The organism is Pseudoxanthomonas daejeonensis, assembly GCF_010093205.1.
Lineage (GTDB): Bacteria > Pseudomonadota > Gammaproteobacteria > Xanthomonadales > Xanthomonadaceae > Pseudoxanthomonas > Pseudoxanthomonas daejeonensis.
Genome location: NZ_PDWN01000001.1, coordinates 92,478 through 113,866, shown reverse-complemented (window position 1 = coordinate 113,866; position 21,389 = coordinate 92,478). Strand labels below are relative to the sequence as shown.

Here is a 21,389-nt window from a genome sequence, read left to right as displayed (position 1 = left end):
GCTTGCGCCCGCGGGTCGGTGGTCAGCGACCCACGCCGTGCGGCTGGATCACACCGGTCCAGATGCCCAGGATCACCAGCAGGATCAGCGCGACCGACAGGCCGATGCGGCGGGTCAGCGCGTTGACCGTGCGCTTGCTCTGGCCCCGGTCGACCAGCAGGTAGTACAGGGCCGAACCGAGGTTCCACAGGATGACGATGAGGAACGCCACCACCAGCAGGGTCTTCAGCGAGTCGTTCATGGCGGTGGCCTTGGCGGCAGCAATGCGATGGCCGGCATTATCGCAGGCGCGCACGGGGATGGCGCGATGAGCCGTCGGCGCCTGCCGTTGTGGGCGGGCTGGCTGCTGGCCCTGGCCGTGGCGTGCGCATGCGCGTTGCTGGGCCTGTGGCAGCTGCAGCGCATGCACGCCAAGCAGGCCCTGCTGGAAGCGTCGGCGCAGGTGCTGGATGAACGCCGCGCGCAGCCGCTTGAATGGGCCGCCGATCCCTCCAGGACGCGCGCCTACGACTGGGCGGCCGGCGAAGGCCGCTTCCTGCCACTGCCGGCGGTGCTGCTGGACAACCAGAACCGCGACGGGCGCGCGGGCGTGCGCGCCTACCGCGTGTTCCAGCCCTCCGTGGCAGGCGCGACGCCGCTGCTGCTCGAGCTGGGCTGGCTGCCGCTGCCCGGTGACCGTCGGCTCCCCGACGTGCCCGTGCCGGACGCGACACACGTGTCAGGGCTGCTGTTGCCGCCGCCGTCCTCGGGCCTGGTCGCGCCGGCCATCGCCGCGCAGGCCGACGGCACGCTGCTGGTGGTCGCGCTGGAACCGCAGTCGCTCGCCGCCGCCCTGAACCTGTCGACGCTGGCGCCGCGCGTGCTGCGGCTGGATCCGGCCCTGTCGCTGGGTTATGCCCGCGACCTGGAGCTGCTGCCCAATACCCTCCCGCCGGAGCGCCACCTCGGCTATGCGGTGCAGTGGTTCGCCCTGGCCGCGGCCGTGCTGGTGATCGCATTGCTGCTCACCGTGCGCGAGCGTCGCCGGCGCTGAACGCGCTGGCATGCCGTCGACCTCGCCTCTCGTGCGAAAATCCCACCCCATGACCGTTCCCACTCCCGATGCCGCCCGCACCCGCCGCGGGCGCCTGATGCTGATCGCACTGTTCCTCCTGTTTTTCGGCACCGCCTTCGGCGCCATGCTGCTGCGCCTGAGCGGCTGGATGCCAGCCGGCCTGAAGAACCACGGCGAACTGCTGCAGCCTCCGGCCGACCTGCGCCAGGCCGCGCCGCTGCTCGCCGACGGAAGCCGTTACGACTGGAATCCGGAAGCACGTACGTGGCGGATCGTGGTCGCCCCGCCGCCGGCCTGCGCGGTGGAGTGCGAGCGCCTGATCGCCGAACTGGACAAGGTCTGGCAGCTGTTCGGCCACAACGCCGACAAGGTCGAGATCCTGTGGCTGGGTCCGTTGCCCGAAGGTGCGCCGGCGCTGCCGGAACTGCGCCCGTTGCGCGACGACGCGGCGCTGCGCGCGGCACTGCCGCAGCTGGACGATCCGGCCGGTGTCCCGCTGTACGTGGTCGATCCGAACGGCTTCGTGATCCTGCGCTATCCGCCGCATGCCGATCCGGTCGGCATGCGCGCCGATATCGCCAAGCTGCTGAAGCTGAAGTGAGGTCCGTGCGCCGATGAACGCGATCGTCCGTCCCGCGCTGGCCCGCCATTTCCACCGCCTGGCCTGGCTGGCGGTGCTGCTCACCACCTGCGTGGTGGTGTTCGGTGCCTTCGTGCGCCTGTCCGACGCGGGCCTGAGCTGCCCGGACTGGCCGACCTGCTACGGCCGCGCCACCTGGCCCTCGGCACAGCAGGATGCCGCCGCGCACGTGGCCAGCGAGATCCGGCCGTTCGAGACGCACAAGGCCTGGCGCGAACAGGTGCACCGCCACCTGGCCGCTTCGCTCGGCGTGCTGGTGCTGGTGCTTGCGTTGCTGGCCGCGCGTCGGCGGCGGTTTGGCATCGCCCAGATCGTGGGTGCCTCTTTGCTGGTGGCTGGCGCGATCCCGGCCTACATGTACGGACACATCGGCCTGGCATTCGCCCTGGCCGGCGCGGGCGAGGCGATCCTGTTGCTGGCCGCGTTGCGCTGGTCGAACATCGACCTGGCGCGGGCTGCGGTGCTGACCCTGGCGGTGATCGTCTTCCAGGCGTTGCTGGGCAAGTGGACGGTGACACTGCTGCTCAAGCCGATCATCGTGATGGGCCACCTGCTCGGTGGCCTGGCCACGTTCTCGCTGCTGCTGTGGATGGCCTGGCGCGCCACCGACCTGCCGATCCGCCTGGCCGATGCGCGCGTGCTGCGGCGCTGGGTCATCGGCGGAATCATCGTGCTGGGCGTGCAGATCGCCCTCGGCGGCTGGACCAGTGCCAACTACGCGGCGCTGGCCTGCGGCGGCGGCGGCTGGACCACGGCGCAGCACCATTACCTGGACTTCCCGAAGTGCGTGGGCCAGTGGTGGCCGCCTGCGGATTTCCGCGAGGGCTTCGTGCTCTGGCGCGGCGTCGGCGTGGACTACGAAGGCGGCGTGCTGGATGGCGCCTCGCGCATCGCCATACAGCTGGTGCACCGGATGATGGCGGTGGTCGTGGCGATCTACCTGTTGTGGCTGGCGCTGCGCCTGTACCGCACGCCCGGCATGCGCGGCTGGGCCGCGGCACTGGGCCTGCTGGTGGTCGCGCAGGTCAGCCTCGGCGTGCTCAACGTGAAGCTGGCCTTGCCGCTGGTGGTCGCGGTGCTGCACAACGCCGGCGCGCTGGCGTTGCTGTTCGTTCTGGTGAGCGTTCTGGCGCGCCTGAAGGAACCCGAGTCGGTCGCATGAGCGCCATTCCCCTCTGGCGCCAGTACCTGGAGCTGACCAAGCCGCGCGTGGTCGCGTTGCTGGTGTTCACCGCGCTGGTCGGCATGTTCCTGGCCGTGCCCGGGCTGCCACCGGCGCGCGAAGCGGTGTTCGGCCTGATCGGCATCTGGCTGGCGTCCTCGTCGGCCGCGGCCATCAACCACCTGATCGACCAGCGCATCGACAAGGTCATGGCACGCACGGCGCACCGGCCCCTGGCCACCGGCGCACTGCGGCCGATGCAGGTACTGGTGTTCGCGGTCGTGCTGGGCGTGGCGTCGATGGCGATCCTGGTCGCGCTGGTGAACACGGTCACCGCGTTGCTGACCTTCGCCTCGCTGATCGGCTACGCGGTGGTCTATACCGGCTACCTCAAGCGCGCCACGCCGCAGAACATCGTGATCGGCGGCGTCGCCGGCGCGGCACCGCCGCTGCTGGGCTGGGCCGCGGTCACCAACATGGACGGTCCGTGGGACTGGCAGCACGCGCTGTTGCTGGTGCTGATCATCTTCGTGTGGACGCCGCCGCATTTCTGGGCGCTGGCGATCTTCCGCCGCGAGGACTATGCGCGCGCGCTGATCCCGATGCTGCCGGTGACCCACGGCGTCACCTACACGCGCTGGCAGATCCTGTTCTACACCGTGCTGCTGCTGCAGGTGAGCATCCTGCCGGTGGTGTTCGCGATGAGCGGATTCTTCTACCTGGGTGGCGCGCTGGTGCTGGGTAGCGTGTTCCTCTGGTACGCCTGGCGACTGCTGGACCCGCCGGACGAGTTCTTCGCCATGCGCGTGTTCAACTATTCGATCATCTACCTGATGGCGCTGTTCGCCTTCCTGCTGGTCGACCACTGGCTCCCGTTGCTGCTGGGCAGCTGAGTGGGAGCCGGTTGCGCCGGAGCGGCGCAACCGGCCTGGCATCCTCGAAACTTTCGCGGGCGCCGATGCCGACGGCGCGAACCGCCGGCATCGCATGCGCCATGCACGCAGGCCGCCCCGCACGCGGAGCGGCCCGTCGCGTCAGCCGCCGCCTTCGGCCTTGGCCGCATTCGCGGTCTTCTTCTCGCGGTTGCGTATCCACATGTTGATCGCCTCCACGAACACCGAGAAGGCCATGGCGGTGTACACGTAGCCCTTCGGGATGTGCATGCCGAAACCGTCGGCGATCAGCACCAGGCCGATCATGATCAGGAAGCTCAGCGCGAGCACCTTGACCGTCGGGTGGCGTTCGACGAACTCGCCGATCGGGCCGGCGAAGGCCAGCATGAAGGCGATCGACACCACGATCGCGGTGACCATCACCCAGCGCTCGTCGACCATGCCCACCGCGGTGATGATCGAGTCCAGCGAGAACACGATGTCCAGCACCATGATCTGGGCGATCACGCCGGCGAACGAGGTCGCGACGCGCTTGAGCGACGGGTCGCCGCCGGCGCCCTCGACCTTGTGGTGGATCTCGAGGGTGGCCTTGGCGATCAGGAACAGGCCGCCGCCGATCAGGATCATGTCGCGCCATGAGAACGCCTGGCCGAAGACCTCGAACACCGGATAGGTCAGGCGGGTGATCCAGACGATGGCGAACAGCAAAGCCAGGCGGGTGATGGCCGCGCCGGCGATGCCCAGGCGGCGCGCTCGGGCGCGCTGCTCGGGCGGCAGGCGACCGGCCAGGATCGAGATGAAGATGATGTTGTCGATGCCCAGGACCAGTTCAAGCGCGGTCAGGGTGGCCAGGGCGATGAGGATTTCCGGGGTGAACAGGGATTCCATGGGATGTGGTGTCTTGGAGGTGCGGCCGGAGGTTGCCAGCGTGCGGGTGCACGCGGCGTCGTGGGGTCAGCGGACGATACGGAACGGGGGGCTAGAAGTCGAAAAGCTCGCCGAGCAACGACTTGGGCTTGCGCGGCTTGTGGCCGTGCGCGTACGCATCGTGCCGGTCGTGGCGCGGGCGGTCGTCGTTGCGGTAGGCGGGACGCGGCGGCGGCGGCGGGGTGTCCGGCTCGGCGCGGGCCAGCAGGCGATCCAGTTCGCCGCGGTCGAGCCAGACGCCGCGGCACTCGGGGCAATAGTCGATTTCGATGCCCTGGCGTTCGGTCATGGCCAGGGTCACGGTCTTGCAGGCGGGGCAGTGCATGGGGGGCTCCGGGAAAATCCAGGGCCACAGCGGGCATGCACCGGGAAACGGACGCACCTTCGCCGTGGGACGGCGAAGGTCTTGCCCACAGGCCGCAAGGCCTGCCGCTGCGCCGGGACCGGAGTCCGTAATGACGGCAACAGCGCGGGGGGCTACTCCCCTTCGATGCGCGATCCTAGCACGCGGACCCTGAGCGCCAGGGTGGCGCCCTTCAGTCGGCGGCGCGTGGTGCGAGGTCGCCGAGCTGGGCGGCCACCACCGGCTCCAGCGACTTCAGGCCGGCCTTCCTGCCCAGTGCGAGTGCTTCACCGGCCGGGGCGCCTGCGCGGGCGGCATCCAGCGCCAGCAGCGCGCCGACGCGGTTTCCGGAGGCGCAATGCACCAGCACGCCAGCATCGCCGTGCCGCTCGAGCAGCGCCCGCAGCGCATCGGCATTGGCCGGGGTGATGTCGTCCTTGCCGGCGATGGGCAGGGTCACGTACGCCATGCCCAGGCGGGCGGTCTCGGCCGCCTCGTCGAAGCCGCGCGCTTCGCCGGCACCGCGCAGGTCGATGACCGTGCGCACGCCCTGCGCCTGCAGCCGCGCCAGGTCCCCGGCGTCGGGCTGGCCACCGGTGCGCAGGCCGGCGCGCGGTTCGGCGAACGCGCCCTGAGCGCCGAGCAGGTGCTGCTGCAGGAACAGCATCGAGGCGGCGCTGAAATAGTCGCTGTTGGCCTTCTTGCGGAAGCCGTGGCCTTCGTCGGCGAACTCCAGGTACCACACCGGCTGGCCGTTTCCGCGCACCGCTTCGACGATCTGCACCGCCTCGGTCCACGGCACGCGCGGATCGTTGCGACCCTGGGCGACGAACAGGGGCGCGCGGATGCGGTCGGCGTGGTTGAGCGGGGCGATCTTCTCGAAGAACGCGGCCATCGCCGGGTTGCGCTCGTCGCCGTACTCGGCGCGGCGCAGGTCGCGGCGGTAGTCCTCGGTGTTCTTGAGGAACGTGCGGAAATCGGAGATGCCGACCACGTCGATCCCGGCGCGGAGGCGTTCGCTGTAATGCATCAGCGAGGACAGCACCATGTAGCCGCCGTAGCTGCCGCCCATCACCGCCACGCGCGACGGATCCAGCTCGGGCTGTTGCGCGATCCAGTCCAGCAACGCGCCGATGTCCTTGACCGAATCCTCGCGCAGCGGCCCGTTGTCGGCCTGCAGGTAGTCCTTGCCGTAGCCGGAGGAACCGCGCACGTTCGGCACCAGTACCGCCACGCCCAGGTCGGCGAGCATGAACTGCACCGACGGATTGAACACCGGCTGCGACTGTCCCTCCGGACCGCCATGGATGCTGATCAGCACCGGATGCCTGCCCGAGGCCGCAGGCTTCGCCGGACGGTAGTAGAACGCCGGGATGGTGCGCGGCTTGCCGTCGACTTCATCGAAGGTCGGATAACGCACCAGCGTGGGCGCGACGAACGTGGAGGCATCCAGGCCGCCGACTTCACTGCGGGTCCAGCGCGCCAGTCCCGTGCCCGCGAGGTCTAGCACATACACGTCGCTGGGCGAGGTGGCGCTGTTGAGGTCCAGCGCCAGGCGCTTGCCGTCTGGGGAGAAATCGAAATTGCCGATCACGCCGACCGGCAGCCGGTCCAGCGCGGGCAGCTGCACCGGCTCCAGGCCGGGCAGGCGCAGCACGTGCAGGCGCGAGATGCCGTCTTCGTTGGTGCTGTAGGCCAGGTGGCGGCCGTCGCCGGCGATGCGCACCTCGTCCACGTCCCAGGGGATATGCGCACTGAGCAGCTTCGGCGCGCCCATGCCCGGTCCGTGCCAGCGCAGCGTGCGGAACTGCTGCGGCTTGCCGTCGATGTCCTCGTCGGAAATGTAGAACACGCCCTTGCCGCCCGGCGCGTACTGGAACTGGCCCATCGAGGCCTTGCCGCCATCGACCGGGAACATCGTGAGCTTGCCGCTGGCCAGGTCCAGTTCGCCCGGATAGCTTTCGTTGGCCGAGACGTAGCGGCTGACCAGCAGTCGTTTGCCATCGGCCGAGAAATCGCTCGCGCCCCAGCTGCCGCCTTCGGTGAGCACGGCGCGCGCCTGGCCGCTGCGCGTGTCGCGGACCCAGATGTCGCGATCGGTGCCGTTGCGCGAGGTGCTCGACCAGGCCAGCAGGCCGCCATCGCGGCTGACCACCGCGCCGCTGTTCTGGCTGCGCTTGCCGTCGGTCAGCAGGGTGGTGCCGCGGCTGGCCTCGTCGAACCAGTAGAGCTGCGAGAACTCGTCGCCGCCGCGGTCCTTGGCGAAGACGAAACCATCGCGCCAGGCCTGGGCCGGCGCCGGCACCAGGCCGGTGACGGGCTCGGGATAGAAGGTCAGCTGCTCGCGCATGCCCAGCGGTTCGCACACGCGGTGCGCCTGCGCGGTTTCGGCGAAGCGTGTGCTGACCAGCAGGCAGCCCTCGCGTGTCCATCCGGCCAGGCTGGCGGCGCGGGTGTTCTGGTAGCGGTTGAGCCGCTCCATCAGTTCGGCCGGCACCGTGGGCACGTTTTCGGTGGTGCGGTTGCCGGTGGTCTGGCGATCGACCTTGCCGCCGTCGGCGGCCAGTGCATGCGCGGGAAGTATCGCGGAGAGAAGGACGGCGAGCAGCAGAGGGCGCATGGAGGATTCCCTGACGGTATGGCCGCAGGGTAAGCCGCCTCAGCCGCGCCGTACCAGTGCCTGCAGCAGCATGCGCTGCTCGTACTTGTCGGTTTCGTCCAGGCCTTGCGCGCGCTGCTTCTGGTTGAGCTCGTCGATGCGTTGCCGCAGCGTCTGCTCTTCCAGCTGCGCGATCGCATCGTGCAGTTCGTCGACCCACTTGGCTTCTTCGCCCGGCAATGCCTGCGCGGCGAGCTTGCGCAGCGCCTCGGCCTGTTCGTGCTCGGCGAAGTGTTCGAGCAGCGCCCCGGTGCTGATTTCCGGGCGCTGGCGGACCACGCCGAGGATCTCCAGCAGCAACGGAAGGCCCGGCAGTCGCAGCTCGGCGAAACGGTAGGGTTGTTCGAGTTGCAGGCCCAGTCCCGGCTGCTGCAGCAGGAGCGCGATCACGCTGCGCACGAGGCTGCGCTTCTGCGCCGGAGCGCTGCCGCGCGATGCCGGCCGTGCCGGCTCCGCGACCGGACGATTCGTGTCCACGCCGGTCTGCCGCTGCAGCTCCTGGCGCATCAGGTCGGCAAACGCGCCGTCGGGCAGCTGGGCGAGCAGGGGTCGCGCGCGCTCGGCCAGGCGCGCGCGGCCGTCGAGCGTGCCGCGGTTGGTGTCGCGCCCGATCTCGTCGAAGAAGAACTGCGACAGCGGGGTGGCCTGGGCCAGGCGGGCGTCGAAGCCGGCTGCGCCTTCCTTGTGCACGATCGTGTCCGGGTCCTCGCCGTCGGGCAGGAACAGGAAGAACGCCTGGCGGCCGTCCTTCATCCGCGGCAGCACCGATTCGACCGCGCGCCAGCCCGCGCGCCGCCCTGCCGCGTCGCCGTCGAAGCAGAAGTACACATCCGGCGCGTTGCGGAACAGCAGCTCGGCGTGGTCGGCGGTGGTGGCGGTGCCGAGCGTGGCCACGGCCTGGGTCACGCCATGCTGGAACAGCGCGACCACGTCCATGTAGCCCTCGACCACGATCAGTCGCTCGAGCTTCTGGTTGGCCTGGCGCGCCTGCCAAAGCCCGTACAGCTCGCGGCCCTTGTGGAACAGCGCCGTCTCCGGCGAGTTGAGGTACTTGGGGCTGGCGTCCTTGTCGAGGACGCGGCCGCCGAACGCGATCACCCGGCCCCGGCGGTCGTGGATCGGGAACATCACCCGGTCGCGGAACTTGTCGTAGACATGCCCGCGGTCGTTCTTGGACAGCATGCCGGTGCGCTCGAGCAGCTTCAGCCGGCGCTCGTCGGTGCCCAGCGCGTCCTTGAGCGTGGAATAGCCGTCGGCGGCGTAGCCGATGGCGAAGCGTGCGCGGTTCTCCGCATCCACGCCACGGCCATCCAGGTAGTCACGCGCGCGCGGACTTTCGGCCAGCTGGCGCTGGAACAGCTTCGCCGCGGCCTCCAAGGCCGCGTACTGGTCGCGCAGGTCGCTGTCCTGGTTGTTCTGCCGCGTTTCCTTGGGCACCTCGATGCCGGACCTGCGCGCCAGTTCCTCGACCGCATCGAGGAATTCGAGCCGGTCGTAGTTCATCAGGAAGCTGATCGCGGTGCCGTGCGCGCCGCAGCCGAAGCAGTGGTAGAACTGCTTGGTCGGGGAGACGTAGAACGAGGGCGTGCGCTCGTCGTGGAACGGGCAGGGCGCACTGTATTCGCGGCCCTTGCGCTTGAGCGGCACGCGCGAACCCACCACCTCGACGATGTCGGTGCGTGCGAGCAGGTCGTCGATGAACGCGTCGGACAGGCGGGCCATCGCAATAGGATGCCACGCGGCTCCGGTCCCAGGCACCGGCAGAGCGAGACGGCCGGCTTCTAGGCGTCGGGAGTGCCGCCGTCCGCCGCAGGTTCGGCGTCTTCCCGGGTTCCGGCGCCGAACCCGGCCGCGCGCAGCTTCAAACGGGAATGCATGCGCTCGTCGATCACCGCGGTGATCAGCGCGCCGGCGAAGAACACCACGGCGGCGTAATACATCCAGACCAGCAGCAGGACCAGCGCGCCCATCGAGCCGTAGGCGCTGCCGGGCGCGGCCTGGGCCAGGTACAGGCCGATCAGGTAGCGGCCCAGGGCGAACAGCAGCGCGGTGATCGCGCCGCCCAGGAACGCCTGCCGCCAGGCCACGCGCCGGTCGGGCAGGTAGTGGTAGAGGAAGGCGAACGCCAGCGCGTACAGCAGCAGCGTGGTTGCGTAACCGATCGCCGGCAGCACCGAGGGCAGCTGGGCGAACACCACCTGCAGCGCGGTGGTGGCGATCATCGACACGATCAGCAGGAACCCCAGCGCCAGCACCACGCCCAGCGAGAACACCCGCTTGCGCAGCCAGGCGCGCAGTCCGCCCAGCTGTTCGCCGCCGGTGCGGAAGATCAGGTTGAGCGCACCCTGGAGCTGGGCGAAGACCACGGTCGAGCCGATGAACAGGAGGGCCAGGCTCCACAGGCCGGCCAGCGAGCCGGTATCGGGCCGCGCGTCGGCATTCTGGATCACGGTCTGGGCGACCGCGGCGGCGTTGGCCCCGGCGAGGCCGTCGATCTGCGCCACCAACGATTCCTGCGCCGGCGGGTAGAGCGAGGCGGTGAGCCAGAGCAGCAGGACCAGCAGGGGTGCCAGCGACAGCAGCGTGTAGAACGACAGCGACGCGGCCTGGGTCACCAGGTCGGCCTCGACGAAACGCTTGAGCAGCGCCGCGGGCAGGCTCTGTTCCAGGCGGTCGAGATGGCGGCGCAGCTTGGCGGGCGACAGGGGTTTCATCGCATCGGCGCGGGTCGGTGCGGAGGTCGCAGCTTGGCCGGGACCGCGTGGCGGGTGCGTGAGCGGCGCAGCTGCGGCTTATGGCTGCCTGCGGGCGAGTGCCTGCAACGCATCGCCGCTCACGCGCTGCGTCGTCCATCCGTCCAGGGGAGCGGCGCCAAGGCTGCGGTAGAAATCGATCGCCGGCGTGTTCCAGTCCAGCACCGACCATTCGAAGCGACCATGGCCGCGTTCGACCGCCAGCCGGGCCAGGTGCAGCATCAGCCGTTTCCCGATGCCGCGTCCGCGGAAGGCGGGGCGCACGAACAGGTCTTCCAGGTGCAGGCCGCGCCGCCCCAGGAAGGTCGAGAAGTTGGTGAAGAACAGGGCGAACCCCGCGCCTTGCCCGTCGACCTCCGCGATCACGACCTCGGCGGCCGGTACCGGGCCGAACAATGCTTCCTCCATTGCCGCCGGTTCGGCGACGGCCTCGTGCGCCAGCCGTTCGTATTCGGCCAGCTCGCCGATCAGCGACAGGATCAGTGGGACGTCGTCGCGGCGCGCGGCGCGGAGCAGGAGGGTGGAGGCGGCATCGGCCATGGGCGTGCATCCGGGGTCGGGCAGGCACGCATTGTCGCGCCTGCGCATGGCCATGCCGCAAGGATCAGGGTGCGCCCGTCGCAGTCACCCGCCAGACCGCGTTGCCGACATCGTCGGCGACGAGGACGCCGCCGCGCCGGTCGACCGCCACGCCCACCGGGCGACCCTGCGCGTCGCCACCTTCGTTGACGAAGCCCTCCAGCACCGGCTCGATCGGACCCGCCGGGCGTCCGTCCACGAACGGGACGAAGACCACCCGGTAGCCGACCTTGGGCTGGCGGTTCCAGGAGCCGTGCAAGCCGATGAACGCGCCTTCGCGATAGCGGGGCGGCATGCCTCCACCGGATTGGAACGCCAGGCCCAGCGGGGCGACGTGCGAGCCCAGCGCGTAGTCGGGTGCGATGGCACGGGCGACCTGCACCGGATCCTGCGGCTGCACGCGCGCATCCACGTGCTGGCCGAAGTAGCTCCAGGGCCAGCCGTAGAACGCGCCTTCCCGCACCGCGGTGAGGTAATCCGGAACCAGGTCGTTGCCGATCTCGTCGCGCTCGTTGACCACCGCCCACAGCGTGCGGTCGTGGGGATGGATCGCCAGCGCGGTGGGGTTGCGCAGCCCCGAAGCGTAGTTGCGCACGCTGCCGGTGGCGGGGTCGACCTCCAGTACCGCCGCGCGGTCGACTTCCTCGTCCATGCCGTGCTCGGCGATGTTGCTGTTGGAGCCGACGCCCACGTACAGCCGGCGACCGTCGGCGCTGGCGACCAGGGACTTGGTCCAGTGGTGGTTGCGGCCTGCCGGCAGGTCCGCCACCTTGCGTGGCGTGGCGCTGATCGTCGTCGCACCGGCCCTGTAGGGCGCCGCGACCAGCGCATCGGCATTGGCGACGTACAGCGTGTCGCCGGCCAGCGCCATGCCGAACGGCGAATGCAGGCCGGTGAGGAATGCATGCTGCTGCTCGGCCACGCCGTCGCCATCCCCGTCGCGCAGCAGGGTGATGCGGTCGGCGCTGGGGACACCGGCGCCGGCGCGCTTCTGCACGGCGGCCATCGCCCTGGGCCGCAATCCCTCCGGCGGCCGCGTGGGCTCGGGGCGGTTGGGTTCGGCGACCAGGACGTCGCCATTGGGCAACACCAGCAGCGTGCGTGGATGGTCGAGTCCGCGCGCGAAAGCCGTCACCGCGAAGCCGTTCGCCGGTCGCGGCGCATCGTTGCCCGCCCAGCCCACCGCGGGAGCGATCTCGACCACGGGCAGCATCGAGGCTTCAGGAGGCGGCAGCGCCGGGGAGGGGCCCGTGCCAGCGGCGTAGGACGCCGCGGGGGTGGCGACCCCCGGCTTTCCGGACTCGTTGACTGGCGGGGGATGGCTGCTGATGCAACCCGCCCGCAACAGGCATGGCGCGAAGAATGCGAGCGGGGATCGGCGACGCGACCGGCCAAGCGGATCGGGTGTCATCGCCACGGCCTCGGGGAGGTGGGGCCGCATTGCAGCAGCGCAGGCGTGACGGCGTGGTCTGCGCCTTCGGAACTGGGCGTACGCGACGGCCGCAAGGAGCGGCCGCGGGTATTCAGCCTGCGAGCCGGCGCTTCACCAGCGTCGAAACCTGGCCCATGTCGGCCTGCCCGGCCAGCTGCGGCTTGAGCACGCCCATGAGCTTGCCCATGTCCGCCGCGCTGGCCGCGCCGGTCTGCGCGATCGCGGCATCGATCGCGGCCATGATCGCCGCCTCGTCCATCTTGGCCGGCACGTAGCGGTCGATGACGACGATTTCGGCGCGCTCGATCGCAGCCAGGTCCTCGCGGTTGGCCGCTTCGTACTGCGACACCGAGTCGCGGCGCTGCTTGACCATCTTGTCGAGCACGCCCACCACCGCGGCATCGTCCAGCTCGATGCGCTCGTCCACTTCCCGCTGCTTGATCGCGGCGTTGATCAACCGGATCACGCCCAGCGAATCCTTGTCGCCGCTCTTCATGGCGGCCTTCATGTCGTCGGTCAGTCGCTGCTTCAGGCTCATGGCAACACCTCTGGGTCTGGCGGGCTTGCGCGACGGCCGGGAGGCCGTCGGGCAGGCGTGGACGGGAAACACAAAAAGCCGGCGACGCGTGGGCGTGCCGGCTTTCGGATCAGCCTCGTAGCCGGGTCGGCGGCGGTGCCCAGGGGCGGCCGCGCCTTGCCCGGCCGGTACGTCAGTACAGGCGCTGGCGCTTGGTGACGTCGCGCGACATCCGGCGCACCTGGCGCTTCACCGCCGCGGCGGCCTTGCGCTTGCGCTCCTGGGTCGGCTTCTCGTAGAACTCGCGCTTGCGGGTTTCGGCCAGAACACCGGCCTTTTCGCAGGTGCGCTTGAAGCGACGCAGCGCAAACTCGAAGGGCTCGTTCTCGCGGACTTTGACGCTGGGCATGGAATCTCCGGACACAAATTACCGGGTCGGCCCCGGTGAGAGCCGCGTATGATAGCCGGGCTCCGGGGGCGGCTGCAAGCCGGGTCCGGAACATCTTTCCAGCCCCCGTTCCGGTCCCCGAACCCCATGCGCGTCCTTGGCATCGAAACCTCCTGCGATGAAACCGGCGTAGCCGTGTACGACACGGCGATCGGCGGGGCGGCGGGCCTGCGCGCCCATGCGGTCTACAGCCAGATCGCCCTGCACGCCGAGTACGGCGGGGTGGTGCCGGAACTGGCCAGCCGGGACCACGTGCGCAAGCTGGTGCCGCTGGTCCGCCAGACCCTGGCCGAAGCGGGCCTGGCGACCTCCGACCTGGACGGGGTGGCCTATACCGCCGGCCCGGGCCTGGTCGGGGCCCTGCTGGTCGGGGCAGGCACCGCCCGGGCCCTGGCCTGGGCGCTGGACGTGCCGGCCGTCGGCGTCCATCACATGGAGGGCCACCTGCTGGCCCCGCTGATGGAGGACGACCCGCCCGAGCCCCCGTTCGTTGCCCTGCTGGTTTCCGGGGGGCACACCCAGCTGGTCGCGGTGGATGCGATCGGCCGCTACCGCCTGCTGGGCGAAACCCTGGACGACGCCGCCGGCGAAGCCTTCGACAAGACCGCCAAGATGATGGGCCTGCCGTATCCGGGCGGCCCGCAGCTGGCCGCGCTGGCCGAACAGGGCGTCCCCGGCGCGTTCCGCTTCGCCCGGCCGATGACCGACCGGCCCGGGCTGGATTTCAGCTTCAGCGGCCTGAAGACCCAGGTCCTGCTGGCCTGGCAGCAGTCCGACCAGGCTACCCAGACCCGCGCCGACATCGCCCGCGGCTTCGAGGATGCGGTGGTCGACACCCTGGCGATCAAGTGCCAGCGCGCGCTGGACGCGGCCGGGTGCGACACGCTTGTGGTCGCAGGGGGTGTCGGCGCCAACAAGCGGCTGCGCGCCAGGCTGCAGGCGATGTGCGCGCAGCGGGGCGGGCGCGCCTGCTTCCCGCGACCGGCGCTGTGCACCGACAACGGCGCGATGATCGCCTTCGCCGGCGCCTTGCGCCTGCAGGCCGGGCAGCACGACGGCACCGAAGTGAAGGTGACCCCGCGCTGGGACATGGCCAGCTTGCCGGCCGTGGCGGGGGCGCGATAATCCGGCGATGGACAAGGTATTCATCGAAGGCCTCGAGATCGAGGCGCTGATCGGCATCTACGACTGGGAGCGGCGGATCCGCCAGACCCTGCGCTTCGACCTGGAGATGGCGTTCGACAACCGCGTGCCTGCGGCCAGCGACGACATCGCCCTTACGCTCAACTACAAGGAAGTCAGCAAGCGGCTGATCGAGTTCGTCGGCCAGTCGGACTTCGGCCTGGTCGAGACCCTGGCCGAGCGTTGCGCGGCGATCGTGCTCGAGGAGTTTGGCGTGCCGTGGCTGCGACTGAAGCTGAGCAAGCCTGGCGCGGTGCGCGGCGCGCAGGCGGTGGGCGTGGTGATCGAGCGCACGCGCGCCTGAGTTCCCGTGCGGGGCCGAGGCCCGGAAGCGCTTGACGGCCTGCGCGGGCCGGGTGCATGTTGCAGTGCATCACCGGCGCGGGGACGCCGGGTTCCCGGCAGGCAGGCGCGATGGATTGGGCGAAGTACCGGACCCCTTCGTATGACGAGCTGATCGATTCGGCCGGCCGGCCGCGTCCCGCCGCACGCCACCTGGTCGAATACCTTGCAGGACTGTCCGGCCGTGAACTGGCCGAGCGCCAGCTCGCCGCCGACGTCGCCGCGCGGGTCATGGGCATTACCTTCACCGTCTACACCGATGGCCGCAACGTCGACCGCACGCTGCCGTTCGACCTGATCCCGCGCATCCTCGACCGCCGCGAATGGCAGCGCACCGAGGCCGGCCTGAAGCAGCGCATGCAGGCGTTGAACCTGTTCATCGGCGATGTCTACGGCGAGCAGAAGATCGTCAGGGACAAGGTGTTCCCGGCGATGCTGCTGAAGAAGTCGGTCAACTTCCGCGAACAGTGCATCGGCGTGCGCCCGCCGCTGGACGTATGGGCGCACATCTGCGGATCGGACCTGGTCCGCGATGGCGACGGCACGCTGTATGCGCTGGAGGACAACCTGCGCATTCCCTCGGGCGTGTCCTACATGCTCGAGAACAGGATGGTCGCCAAGCGCGTTTTCCCGGAACTGTTCGGGACCAGCGCGATCCTGCCGGTGGACGACTACCCGGCCCAGCTCTACGACACCCTGGCCGCGCTGTCGCCGCGACCGGGCGATACCCCGGCCATCGCCCTGCTGACGCCGGGCGTGTTCAACAGCGCCTACTTCGAGCACGCCTACCTGGCCCAGGCGATGGGCATCGAGCTGGTGGAGGGCGGCGACCTGTTCGTCGCCGACGACGACTGCACCTACATGCGCACCGTGTACGGCCCACAGCGGGTGGACGTGGTGTATCGCCGCGTGGACGACCTGTTCCTCGACCCGGAAGTCTTCCATCCCGACTCGATGCTCGGCGTGCCCGGGCTGATCCGCAGCTGGCGTGCCGGCAAGGTGGCGCTGGCCAATGCGCCCGGCGCCGGCGTCGCCGATGACAAGGTGGTGTTCGCCTACGTGCCGAAGATGATCCGCTACTACCTGGACCAGGAGCCGATCCTGCCCAACGTGCCCAGCTACCTGTGCCACAAGGCCAAGGACCGCCGCTACGTGCTGGACAACCTCGAGAGCCTGGTGGTCAAGCCGGCCAACGAATCGGGCGGCTACGGCATGCTGATCGGGCCGCGCGCCAGCAGGAAGGAGCGCGAGAAATTCCACGCGCTGATCGAGGCCGATCCGCGCAACTACATGGCCCAGCCCACCCTGGCGCTGTCCACCGCGCCGATCGTGACGGCGGAGGGACCGTCGGCCCGGCACATCGACCTGCGCCCGTTCATCCTTTCCCGCGAGGACACCTACGTGACCACCGGCGGGCTCACCCGCGTGGCGATGACCGAGGGATCGCTGGTGGTCAATTCCTCGCAGGGCGGCGGCGCCAAGGACACCTGGGTGGTCGACGTGGAGGACGACGCCTGATGCTGGCCCGCGTCGCCGACCAGCTGTACTGGTTCAGCCGCTACCTGCGCCGTACCGAGAACACCGCACGCCTGGTCGGCGTGGGCAGCCTGGTGCAGCTGGACCTGCCGCGTTCGGTGCGCTTCACCTGGCGGCCGATGATCGCCACGGTCGGTGCCGAAGCACTGTTCCTGGACGTGCATGCGGATCCGGAAGACGCCGACGTGCTCGATTTCCTGCTGCTCGATCCGCGCAATCCGTCGTCGCTGCGCGCCACGGTGGACAGCGCGCGCGAGATCCTTCGCGGCATCCGCGATGCGCTGCCGCAGGAGGTATGGGAGGCGGTCAACGACCTGCACCTGTACATCGACGCCGATGGCGAGCGCGTGCTGACCCGGCGCTACCGGCTGGACTTCATCAACCGCATCACCGACGGCTGCCTGAAGGTGTCCGGCCTGCTCGCCGCCAATGTCAGCCGCGACATCGGTTTCCACTTCCTGCGCCTGGGCACGGCGATCGAGCAGGCCGACATGACCACGCGCATCATCGATGCCGGGGCGTCGGGCCTGGTCACGCCGCGCAACGTGGACGATCGCGAGGCCTACCAGAACATGCAGTGGATGGCGGTGCTGCGCGCGCTGGCCGCCTACCAGATGTACCGGCGCCACGTGCGCCAGCGTGTTTCGGCCGCGCATGCCTTGCGGTTCCTGCTGCACAACGCCGAGTTCCCGCGCAGCGTGCAGTTCTGCCTGACCCGGGTGCAGCGGATCCTGCCGGCGATGCCGCCGCGGCCGCTGGTCGAGCGTGCGCTCACGCGGGCCAGCGGGCTGGTCCGCCAGGCCGATCCGGCAGTGCTGGCCGCCGGCGACCCGGCACGCTTCATGGACGAGGCGCAGATCTACCTCGGGGGACTCCACGAGGCCATCGCCGAAGGCTATTTCATGGGCTGACAGGCACGGAGGCGTCGCCGCGTGCGACGGTCCGCCGCTGGCCAGCGTGTAGAATCGCCGTGCACAGGAACAAGATCCGGACATGACCTACTGCGTCGGCATCGAAGTGGACGAAGGCCTGGTCTTCGCCGCGGACACCCGCACCAACGCCTCGCTCGACGACGTGCGCGTGCACCGCAAGCTGCACGTGTTCGACTATCCGGGCGAGCGCGTGTTCGTGGTGATGAGTTCGGGCAACCTGGCCACGACCCAGCTGGCGGTCTCGCGGTTGCGACGCGATGCCGAGGACCCCTCCGCCACGCGCAGCCTGCGCACGTTCAGGCACCTGTTCGAAGTGGCCGAGTACGTGGGCGAGGTCCTGGTCGCCAGCCAGGTGCAGGCCTACGACAGCGGCCAGCACGGCGGGGTCAGCACCCAGGCCACGCTGATCCTGGGCGGACAGGTCGCCGGCGAGCGGCCGGGCCTGTACCTGGTCTATCCGCTCGGCAACTGCATCGCCGCTTCGCCGGAGACGCCGTACCTGCAGATCGGCGAATCCAAGTACGGCAAGCCGATCCTGGACCGGATCATCCGGCCGGAGACCGCGCTGGAGGACGCCGCGCGCTGTGCGCTGGTGTCGCTGGATTCGACCATCCGCTCCAACCTGTCGGTCGGCCTGCCGATCGACATCGCGCTGATCCGCGCCGGCGACCTGCGCATCAGCCAGCAGGTGCGCCTTGAAGGCGACACGCCGCTGTACGCCGACATCCACGACAACTGGTCGCGCAAGCTGGAAAACGCGGTGCGGACCCTGCCGCGCTTCCCGTGGGAGCCGGCGCTGGCCACGACCGAGGAAGCCGCGCCGCTGCCGCAGCTGCCCCCGCGGCGCGGACCGTCACGGCAGGACCCGGGTGACCAGTCCGCGCAGCAGTAGCCACTGCCCCCTCCGCGAACGCCAGACATGGAACCCGCAATGCCCGCGACCACGCACGCGCCGGCGGAAGTGCTGCTGAGCCTGGGCAGCAACATCGCGCCCGAACGCCACCTGCGCGCGGCGCTGGCGGAATTGCAGGCGGCGTTTGGCGCATTGCGGGTCTCGCCCGCGTATCGCACCGCGGCGGTGGGATTCGAAGGCGCGCCATTCGTCAATGCCGCAGTCGCGCTGCGAACCGCCATGCCGCTGCCGGCGCTGGAAGACTGGCTGCACGCGCTGGAAGACCGGCATGGCCGCGACCGCAGCGGACCGCGCCTGTCGGACCGGACCCTGGACGTGGACGTTGTGTTCTACGGCGACCAGGTGGTCCGCGATGGCGAGCGGGTGCGGGTGCCGCGCCCGGAGCTCAAGCATGCGTTCGTGCTCAAGCCGCTGGCGGACATCGCACCCGCGTTCGTCGATCCGCTTGGCGGACGCGCGCTCGCCGACCTGTGGCGCGCGCATCGGCAGTACGGCGTCGCCTTCGAGGTGGTGCCGTTGTAGGCGCGGTCGCCAGGCCGCGAAGCCGGCGTGGTCGGCACAGGCGACGCCATCGTGATTCCGGCGCCCGATCGCGGTCATGCCCGCTCCTACAGGAAGCAAGTACCCCCGGCTTTTGTAGGAGCGGACTTCAGGCCGCGAAGCCGACGGCGTCGGCACAGGCGACATTGTTGTGGTCCCGACGCGCGGAAGCCGCGCTCAGCGTTCCCGTCCGCCATCCACATGCAGCACCTGGCCGGTGACGTAGGCGGCCTCGGCGGAGAGCAGCCACGCCACGGCGGCGGCGACGTCCCCCGGGAAGCCGGCGCGCCCGAGTGCGGTGGCGGCGAGGATCGCCTGTTGCGCTTCCGCGGGTTGGCCGCTCTCGGGCCACAGGATCGCGCCGGGCGCGACTGCGTTCACGCGGACCTGGGGTGCCATTTCCTGGGCAAGCGCACGGGTGAGCGAAACCAGGGCGGCCTTGGCGGCCGAGTAGACCGCATGGTCACGCAACGGCCGCCCGGCGTAGACGTCGGCCAGGTTCACGATCGCGCCCCGGCTTGCGCGCAGGTGCGGCATGGCCGCCTGCGCCAGGAACAGGGGCGCGCGCGCGTTGACCGCGAACAGGTCGTCCCAGTGCTGCGGCGTCAGCGTGCCCAGGGGCGTCGGATGGAAGTTGGAGGCGTTGTTCACCAGTGCATCGAGCCGGCCGAAGTGGCCCACGGCCGATGCGACCAGCTCGGGCAGGCGGTCGAACTGGCGCAGGTCGGCCTGCAGCACGCGCACGCTGCCCGGGCGAAGCCCGTCCAGCTCCGCGACCAGCGCGGCCATGTCTGCGCCGGAGTGCAGGTGGTGCAGTGCAAGGTCGTAGCCGCCCGCATGCAGCCTGCGCGCGATCGAAGCGCCGATCCGGCGGGCTGCGCCAGTGACGAGGGCGACGGGGCGATCGGAATTCATCAGCAACCTCGCTCGGCTATGCTGGCCATTGTCCCTGCCTGACGATGCCGATGCACGCCGACCTGCCGCCTCCCGACCCGCTGGCGCTCCAGCACAGCGATACGCTGGCCGCGCACATCCGTGCCGAGATCGCCGCGTCGGGCGGCACGATCCCGTTCTCGCGCTTCATGGAGCTGTGCCTGTACGCGCCCGGGCTGGGGTACTACAGCGCCGGCAGCACCAAGTTCGGCGGTGGCGGCGATTTCGTGACCGCGCCGGAGCAGGGCCGGCTGTTCGCAGCCACCGTGTCCGGTGTACTGGCCATCGCCCTGCAGGCGCTGGATCCGCGCGCGCGGGTGCTTGAGGTCGGCGGCGGCAGCGGCGCTTTCGCCGAGGTGGCGCTCAAGCGCCTGCTGCAGCTCGACGCACTGCCGGACCGCTACTCGATCCTCGAACCCAGCGCGGACCTGCGCGAACGCCAGCGCGAACGCCTGCAGCGCACGCTGACCCCATCCGTGTTCGACCTGGTGGAGTGGCTGGATCGTCCGTTCGAGGATGACTGGGATGGCGTGCTGTTCGCCAACGAAGTCATCGATGCCTTGCCGACGCCGCGCTTCACCCTGCGCGACGGCGAGGTGTTCGAGGAACACGTGACCCTCGATGGCGAAGGTCGGTTCATGACGAGCGACCGTCCCGCCGATGCGCTGCTGGCGGCGGCCGTGCGCCACGTCGAGCATGGCCTCGGCACGCCGTTCGCGGACGGGTACCGTTCCGAACTGCTGCCGCAACTGCCGTACTGGTTGCAGGCGGTGGCCGGCGGGCTGCGTTCCGGGGCGATGCTGTTCTTCGACTATGGCTATCCGCGCAGCGAGTACTACCTGCCGGAGCGCGACGAAGGCACCCTGCGTGCGTTCTACCGCCAGCACGTCCACGCCGACGTGCTCGGCCGGCCGGGTTTGCAGGACCTCACCGCTTCGGTGGATTTCACCGCGCTGGCCGAGGCCGGCACGGGCGCCGGATTCGACCTGGCCGGTTACTGCAGCCAGGCCAGCTTCCTGCTTGGCAATGGCATCGACCGCCTGCTGGCCGATGCCGAAGCGCGCAGCGACGAGGCCGGGGTGATGAGACTGCGCCAGGAGGTCAAGCGCCTCACCTTGCCGGCACACATGGGCGAACGCTTCCAGGCCATGGCCTTCGCGCGCGACATCGACCTGGGTGCGGCCTTCCTGCTGGGCGACCTGAGCTGGCGGCTGTGAGTCCGCTCAAGCGGTTCCGGCGCCCCTGGCTGTGGCTGGGCCTATGGTCGTTCGCGGTGTTGCTGGTGATCGTGTTCAGCCTGACGCCGCCCCCGCCGGTCGAGCTGCCCCGGCATGGCGACAAGCTCGAGCACCTGCTGGCCTACGCGCTGCTGGCCGCAGCCGCCGTGCAGGTGTTCGCACATGGCAGGTACCTGCTGTCGGTCGCGGCGGGGCTGGTACTGATGGGCATTGCGCTGGAGCTGGCGCAGGGTGCGCTCACCAGCACGCGCATGGCCGATCCGGCCGACGCGCTGGCCAACGGGGTGGGGGTCGGGCTGGGCATGTTGACCGCGCTGACACCCTGGCGCGATGCGCTGCTGCGGTACGAGCGTGGCCATGGCTGAC

General features: G+C 70.0%; 23 protein-coding genes. 12 read left to right on the top strand and 11 right to left on the bottom strand.

Features of this window, described 5'->3' with window-relative positions:
* Positions 1–22: 22 nt before the first annotated feature.
* Positions 23–241: a twin transmembrane helix small protein gene (locus CSC65_RS00510; protein ID WP_162408011.1), complete on the bottom strand. Its 219-nt coding sequence runs from the start codon at positions 239–241 to the stop codon at positions 23–25.
* Between the two features lie 66 nt (positions 242–307).
* Here CSC65_RS00510 and CSC65_RS00505 point away from each other — a divergent pair, with 66 nt between their 5' ends.
* Genes CSC65_RS00505 through CSC65_RS00490 form a run of 4 tightly spaced genes read left to right on the top strand, consistent with a single transcriptional unit; the run spans position 308 to position 3,749 of the window.
* Positions 308–1,033, top strand: coding sequence for an SURF1 family cytochrome oxidase biogenesis protein (locus CSC65_RS00505; RefSeq protein WP_162408010.1), 726 nt, complete (start codon positions 308–310; stop codon positions 1,031–1,033).
* Positions 1,034–1,082: 49 nt separating this feature from the next.
* Positions 1,083–1,655, top strand: a complete 573-nt coding sequence (locus CSC65_RS00500) for a hypothetical protein (protein WP_162408009.1) — start codon at positions 1,083–1,085, stop codon at positions 1,653–1,655.
* 13 nt (positions 1,656–1,668) lie between these two features.
* The gene (locus CSC65_RS00495) at positions 1,669–2,856 is read left to right on the top strand and encodes a COX15/CtaA family protein (RefSeq protein ID WP_162408008.1); all 1,188 of its coding nucleotides are present in this window, start codon (positions 1,669–1,671) and stop codon (positions 2,854–2,856) included.
* On the top strand, positions 2,853–3,749 hold the full coding sequence (locus CSC65_RS00490) for a heme o synthase (RefSeq protein ID WP_162408007.1): 897 nt from the start codon (positions 2,853–2,855) through the stop codon (positions 3,747–3,749). Before CSC65_RS00495 ends, CSC65_RS00490 begins: the two co-directional genes overlap by 4 nt.
* Positions 3,750–3,890: 141 nt before the next feature.
* Here CSC65_RS00490 and CSC65_RS00485 read toward each other — a convergent pair whose 3' ends face one another.
* The 9 genes from CSC65_RS00485 to rpsU form a co-directional block, all read right to left on the bottom strand.
* Positions 3,891–4,637 carry a TerC family protein gene (locus CSC65_RS00485; protein ID WP_162408006.1) on the bottom strand — a complete coding sequence of 249 codons (747 nt, stop codon included), beginning with the start codon at positions 4,635–4,637 and terminating at the stop codon, positions 3,891–3,893.
* Positions 4,638–4,728: 91 nt separating this feature from the next.
* Positions 4,729–5,001, bottom strand: a complete 273-nt coding sequence (locus CSC65_RS00480) for a TFIIB-type zinc ribbon-containing protein (protein WP_162408005.1) — start codon at positions 4,999–5,001, stop codon at positions 4,729–4,731.
* 211 nt (positions 5,002–5,212) lie between these two features.
* A complete protein-coding gene (locus CSC65_RS00475; protein ID WP_162408004.1) occupies positions 5,213–7,639 on the bottom strand; it encodes a prolyl oligopeptidase family serine peptidase in 2,427 nt (808 codons plus the stop codon).
* 39 nt (positions 7,640–7,678) lie between these two features.
* Positions 7,679–9,400 carry a DNA primase gene (dnaG, locus tag CSC65_RS00470; protein ID WP_162408003.1) on the bottom strand — a complete coding sequence of 574 codons (1,722 nt, stop codon included), beginning with the start codon at positions 9,398–9,400 and terminating at the stop codon, positions 7,679–7,681.
* 59 nt (positions 9,401–9,459) lie between these two features.
* Positions 9,460–10,392, bottom strand: a complete 933-nt coding sequence (locus CSC65_RS00465; protein WP_162408002.1) for a YihY/virulence factor BrkB family protein — start codon at positions 10,390–10,392, stop codon at positions 9,460–9,462.
* A 78-nt stretch (positions 10,393–10,470) separates the two neighbouring features.
* Complete coding sequence (locus CSC65_RS00460; RefSeq protein ID WP_162408001.1) at positions 10,471–10,971, bottom strand: GNAT family N-acetyltransferase; 501 nt, start codon at positions 10,969–10,971, stop codon at positions 10,471–10,473.
* A 64-nt stretch (positions 10,972–11,035) separates the two neighbouring features.
* Complete coding sequence (locus CSC65_RS00455; RefSeq protein WP_162408000.1) at positions 11,036–12,421, bottom strand: PQQ-dependent sugar dehydrogenase; 1,386 nt, start codon at positions 12,419–12,421, stop codon at positions 11,036–11,038.
* A 112-nt stretch (positions 12,422–12,533) separates the two neighbouring features.
* The gene (locus CSC65_RS00450; RefSeq protein WP_162407999.1) at positions 12,534–12,980 is read right to left on the bottom strand and encodes a GatB/YqeY domain-containing protein; all 447 of its coding nucleotides are present in this window, start codon (positions 12,978–12,980) and stop codon (positions 12,534–12,536) included.
* A gap of 172 nt (positions 12,981–13,152) precedes the next feature.
* The gene (gene rpsU / locus CSC65_RS00445) at positions 13,153–13,368 is read right to left on the bottom strand and encodes a 30S ribosomal protein S21 (RefSeq protein WP_052631395.1); all 216 of its coding nucleotides are present in this window, start codon (positions 13,366–13,368) and stop codon (positions 13,153–13,155) included.
* 126 nt (positions 13,369–13,494) lie between these two features.
* Between rpsU and tsaD the strand changes: the two genes are divergently transcribed.
* From tsaD to folK, 6 genes are all read left to right on the top strand, one after another.
* Complete coding sequence (gene tsaD, locus CSC65_RS00440) at positions 13,495–14,532, top strand: tRNA (adenosine(37)-N6)-threonylcarbamoyltransferase complex transferase subunit TsaD (RefSeq protein ID WP_162407998.1); 1,038 nt, start codon at positions 13,495–13,497, stop codon at positions 14,530–14,532.
* Between the two features lie 7 nt (positions 14,533–14,539).
* Positions 14,540–14,893 (top strand): dihydroneopterin aldolase, encoded by a 354-nt coding sequence (folB, locus tag CSC65_RS00435; protein ID WP_162407997.1) that lies wholly within the window; start codon positions 14,540–14,542, stop codon positions 14,891–14,893.
* A gap of 110 nt (positions 14,894–15,003) precedes the next feature.
* On the top strand, positions 15,004–16,449 hold the full coding sequence (locus CSC65_RS00430; protein ID WP_162407996.1) for a circularly permuted type 2 ATP-grasp protein: 1,446 nt from the start codon (positions 15,004–15,006) through the stop codon (positions 16,447–16,449).
* Positions 16,449–17,378 carry an alpha-E domain-containing protein gene (locus CSC65_RS00425; protein ID WP_162407995.1) on the top strand — a complete coding sequence of 310 codons (930 nt, stop codon included), beginning with the start codon at positions 16,449–16,451 and terminating at the stop codon, positions 17,376–17,378. The genes CSC65_RS00430 and CSC65_RS00425 overlap by 1 nt, the downstream gene beginning before the upstream one ends.
* Positions 17,379–17,460: 82 nt before the next feature.
* A complete protein-coding gene (locus CSC65_RS00420; RefSeq protein ID WP_162407994.1) occupies positions 17,461–18,291 on the top strand; it encodes a proteasome-type protease in 831 nt (276 codons plus the stop codon).
* A gap of 39 nt (positions 18,292–18,330) precedes the next feature.
* Positions 18,331–18,834 carry a 2-amino-4-hydroxy-6-hydroxymethyldihydropteridine diphosphokinase gene (gene folK / locus CSC65_RS00415; protein ID WP_162407993.1) on the top strand — a complete coding sequence of 168 codons (504 nt, stop codon included), beginning with the start codon at positions 18,331–18,333 and terminating at the stop codon, positions 18,832–18,834.
* A gap of 195 nt (positions 18,835–19,029) precedes the next feature.
* Here the strand turns inward: folK and CSC65_RS00410 are convergent, their stop codons facing one another.
* Entirely contained in the window at positions 19,030–19,767 is a 738-nt protein-coding gene (locus CSC65_RS00410; RefSeq protein WP_162407992.1) for a pteridine reductase, read from the bottom strand.
* 50 nt (positions 19,768–19,817) lie between these two features.
* Between CSC65_RS00410 and CSC65_RS00405 the strand changes: the two genes are divergently transcribed.
* Positions 19,818–21,002: a class I SAM-dependent methyltransferase gene (locus CSC65_RS00405; protein ID WP_202922799.1), complete on the top strand. Its 1,185-nt coding sequence runs from the start codon at positions 19,818–19,820 to the stop codon at positions 21,000–21,002.
* Positions 20,999–21,388 (top strand): VanZ family protein, encoded by a 390-nt coding sequence (locus CSC65_RS00400; protein WP_162407990.1) that lies wholly within the window; start codon positions 20,999–21,001, stop codon positions 21,386–21,388. Before CSC65_RS00405 ends, CSC65_RS00400 begins: the two co-directional genes overlap by 4 nt.
* The last annotated feature ends 1 nt before the right edge of the window (position 21,389 follow it).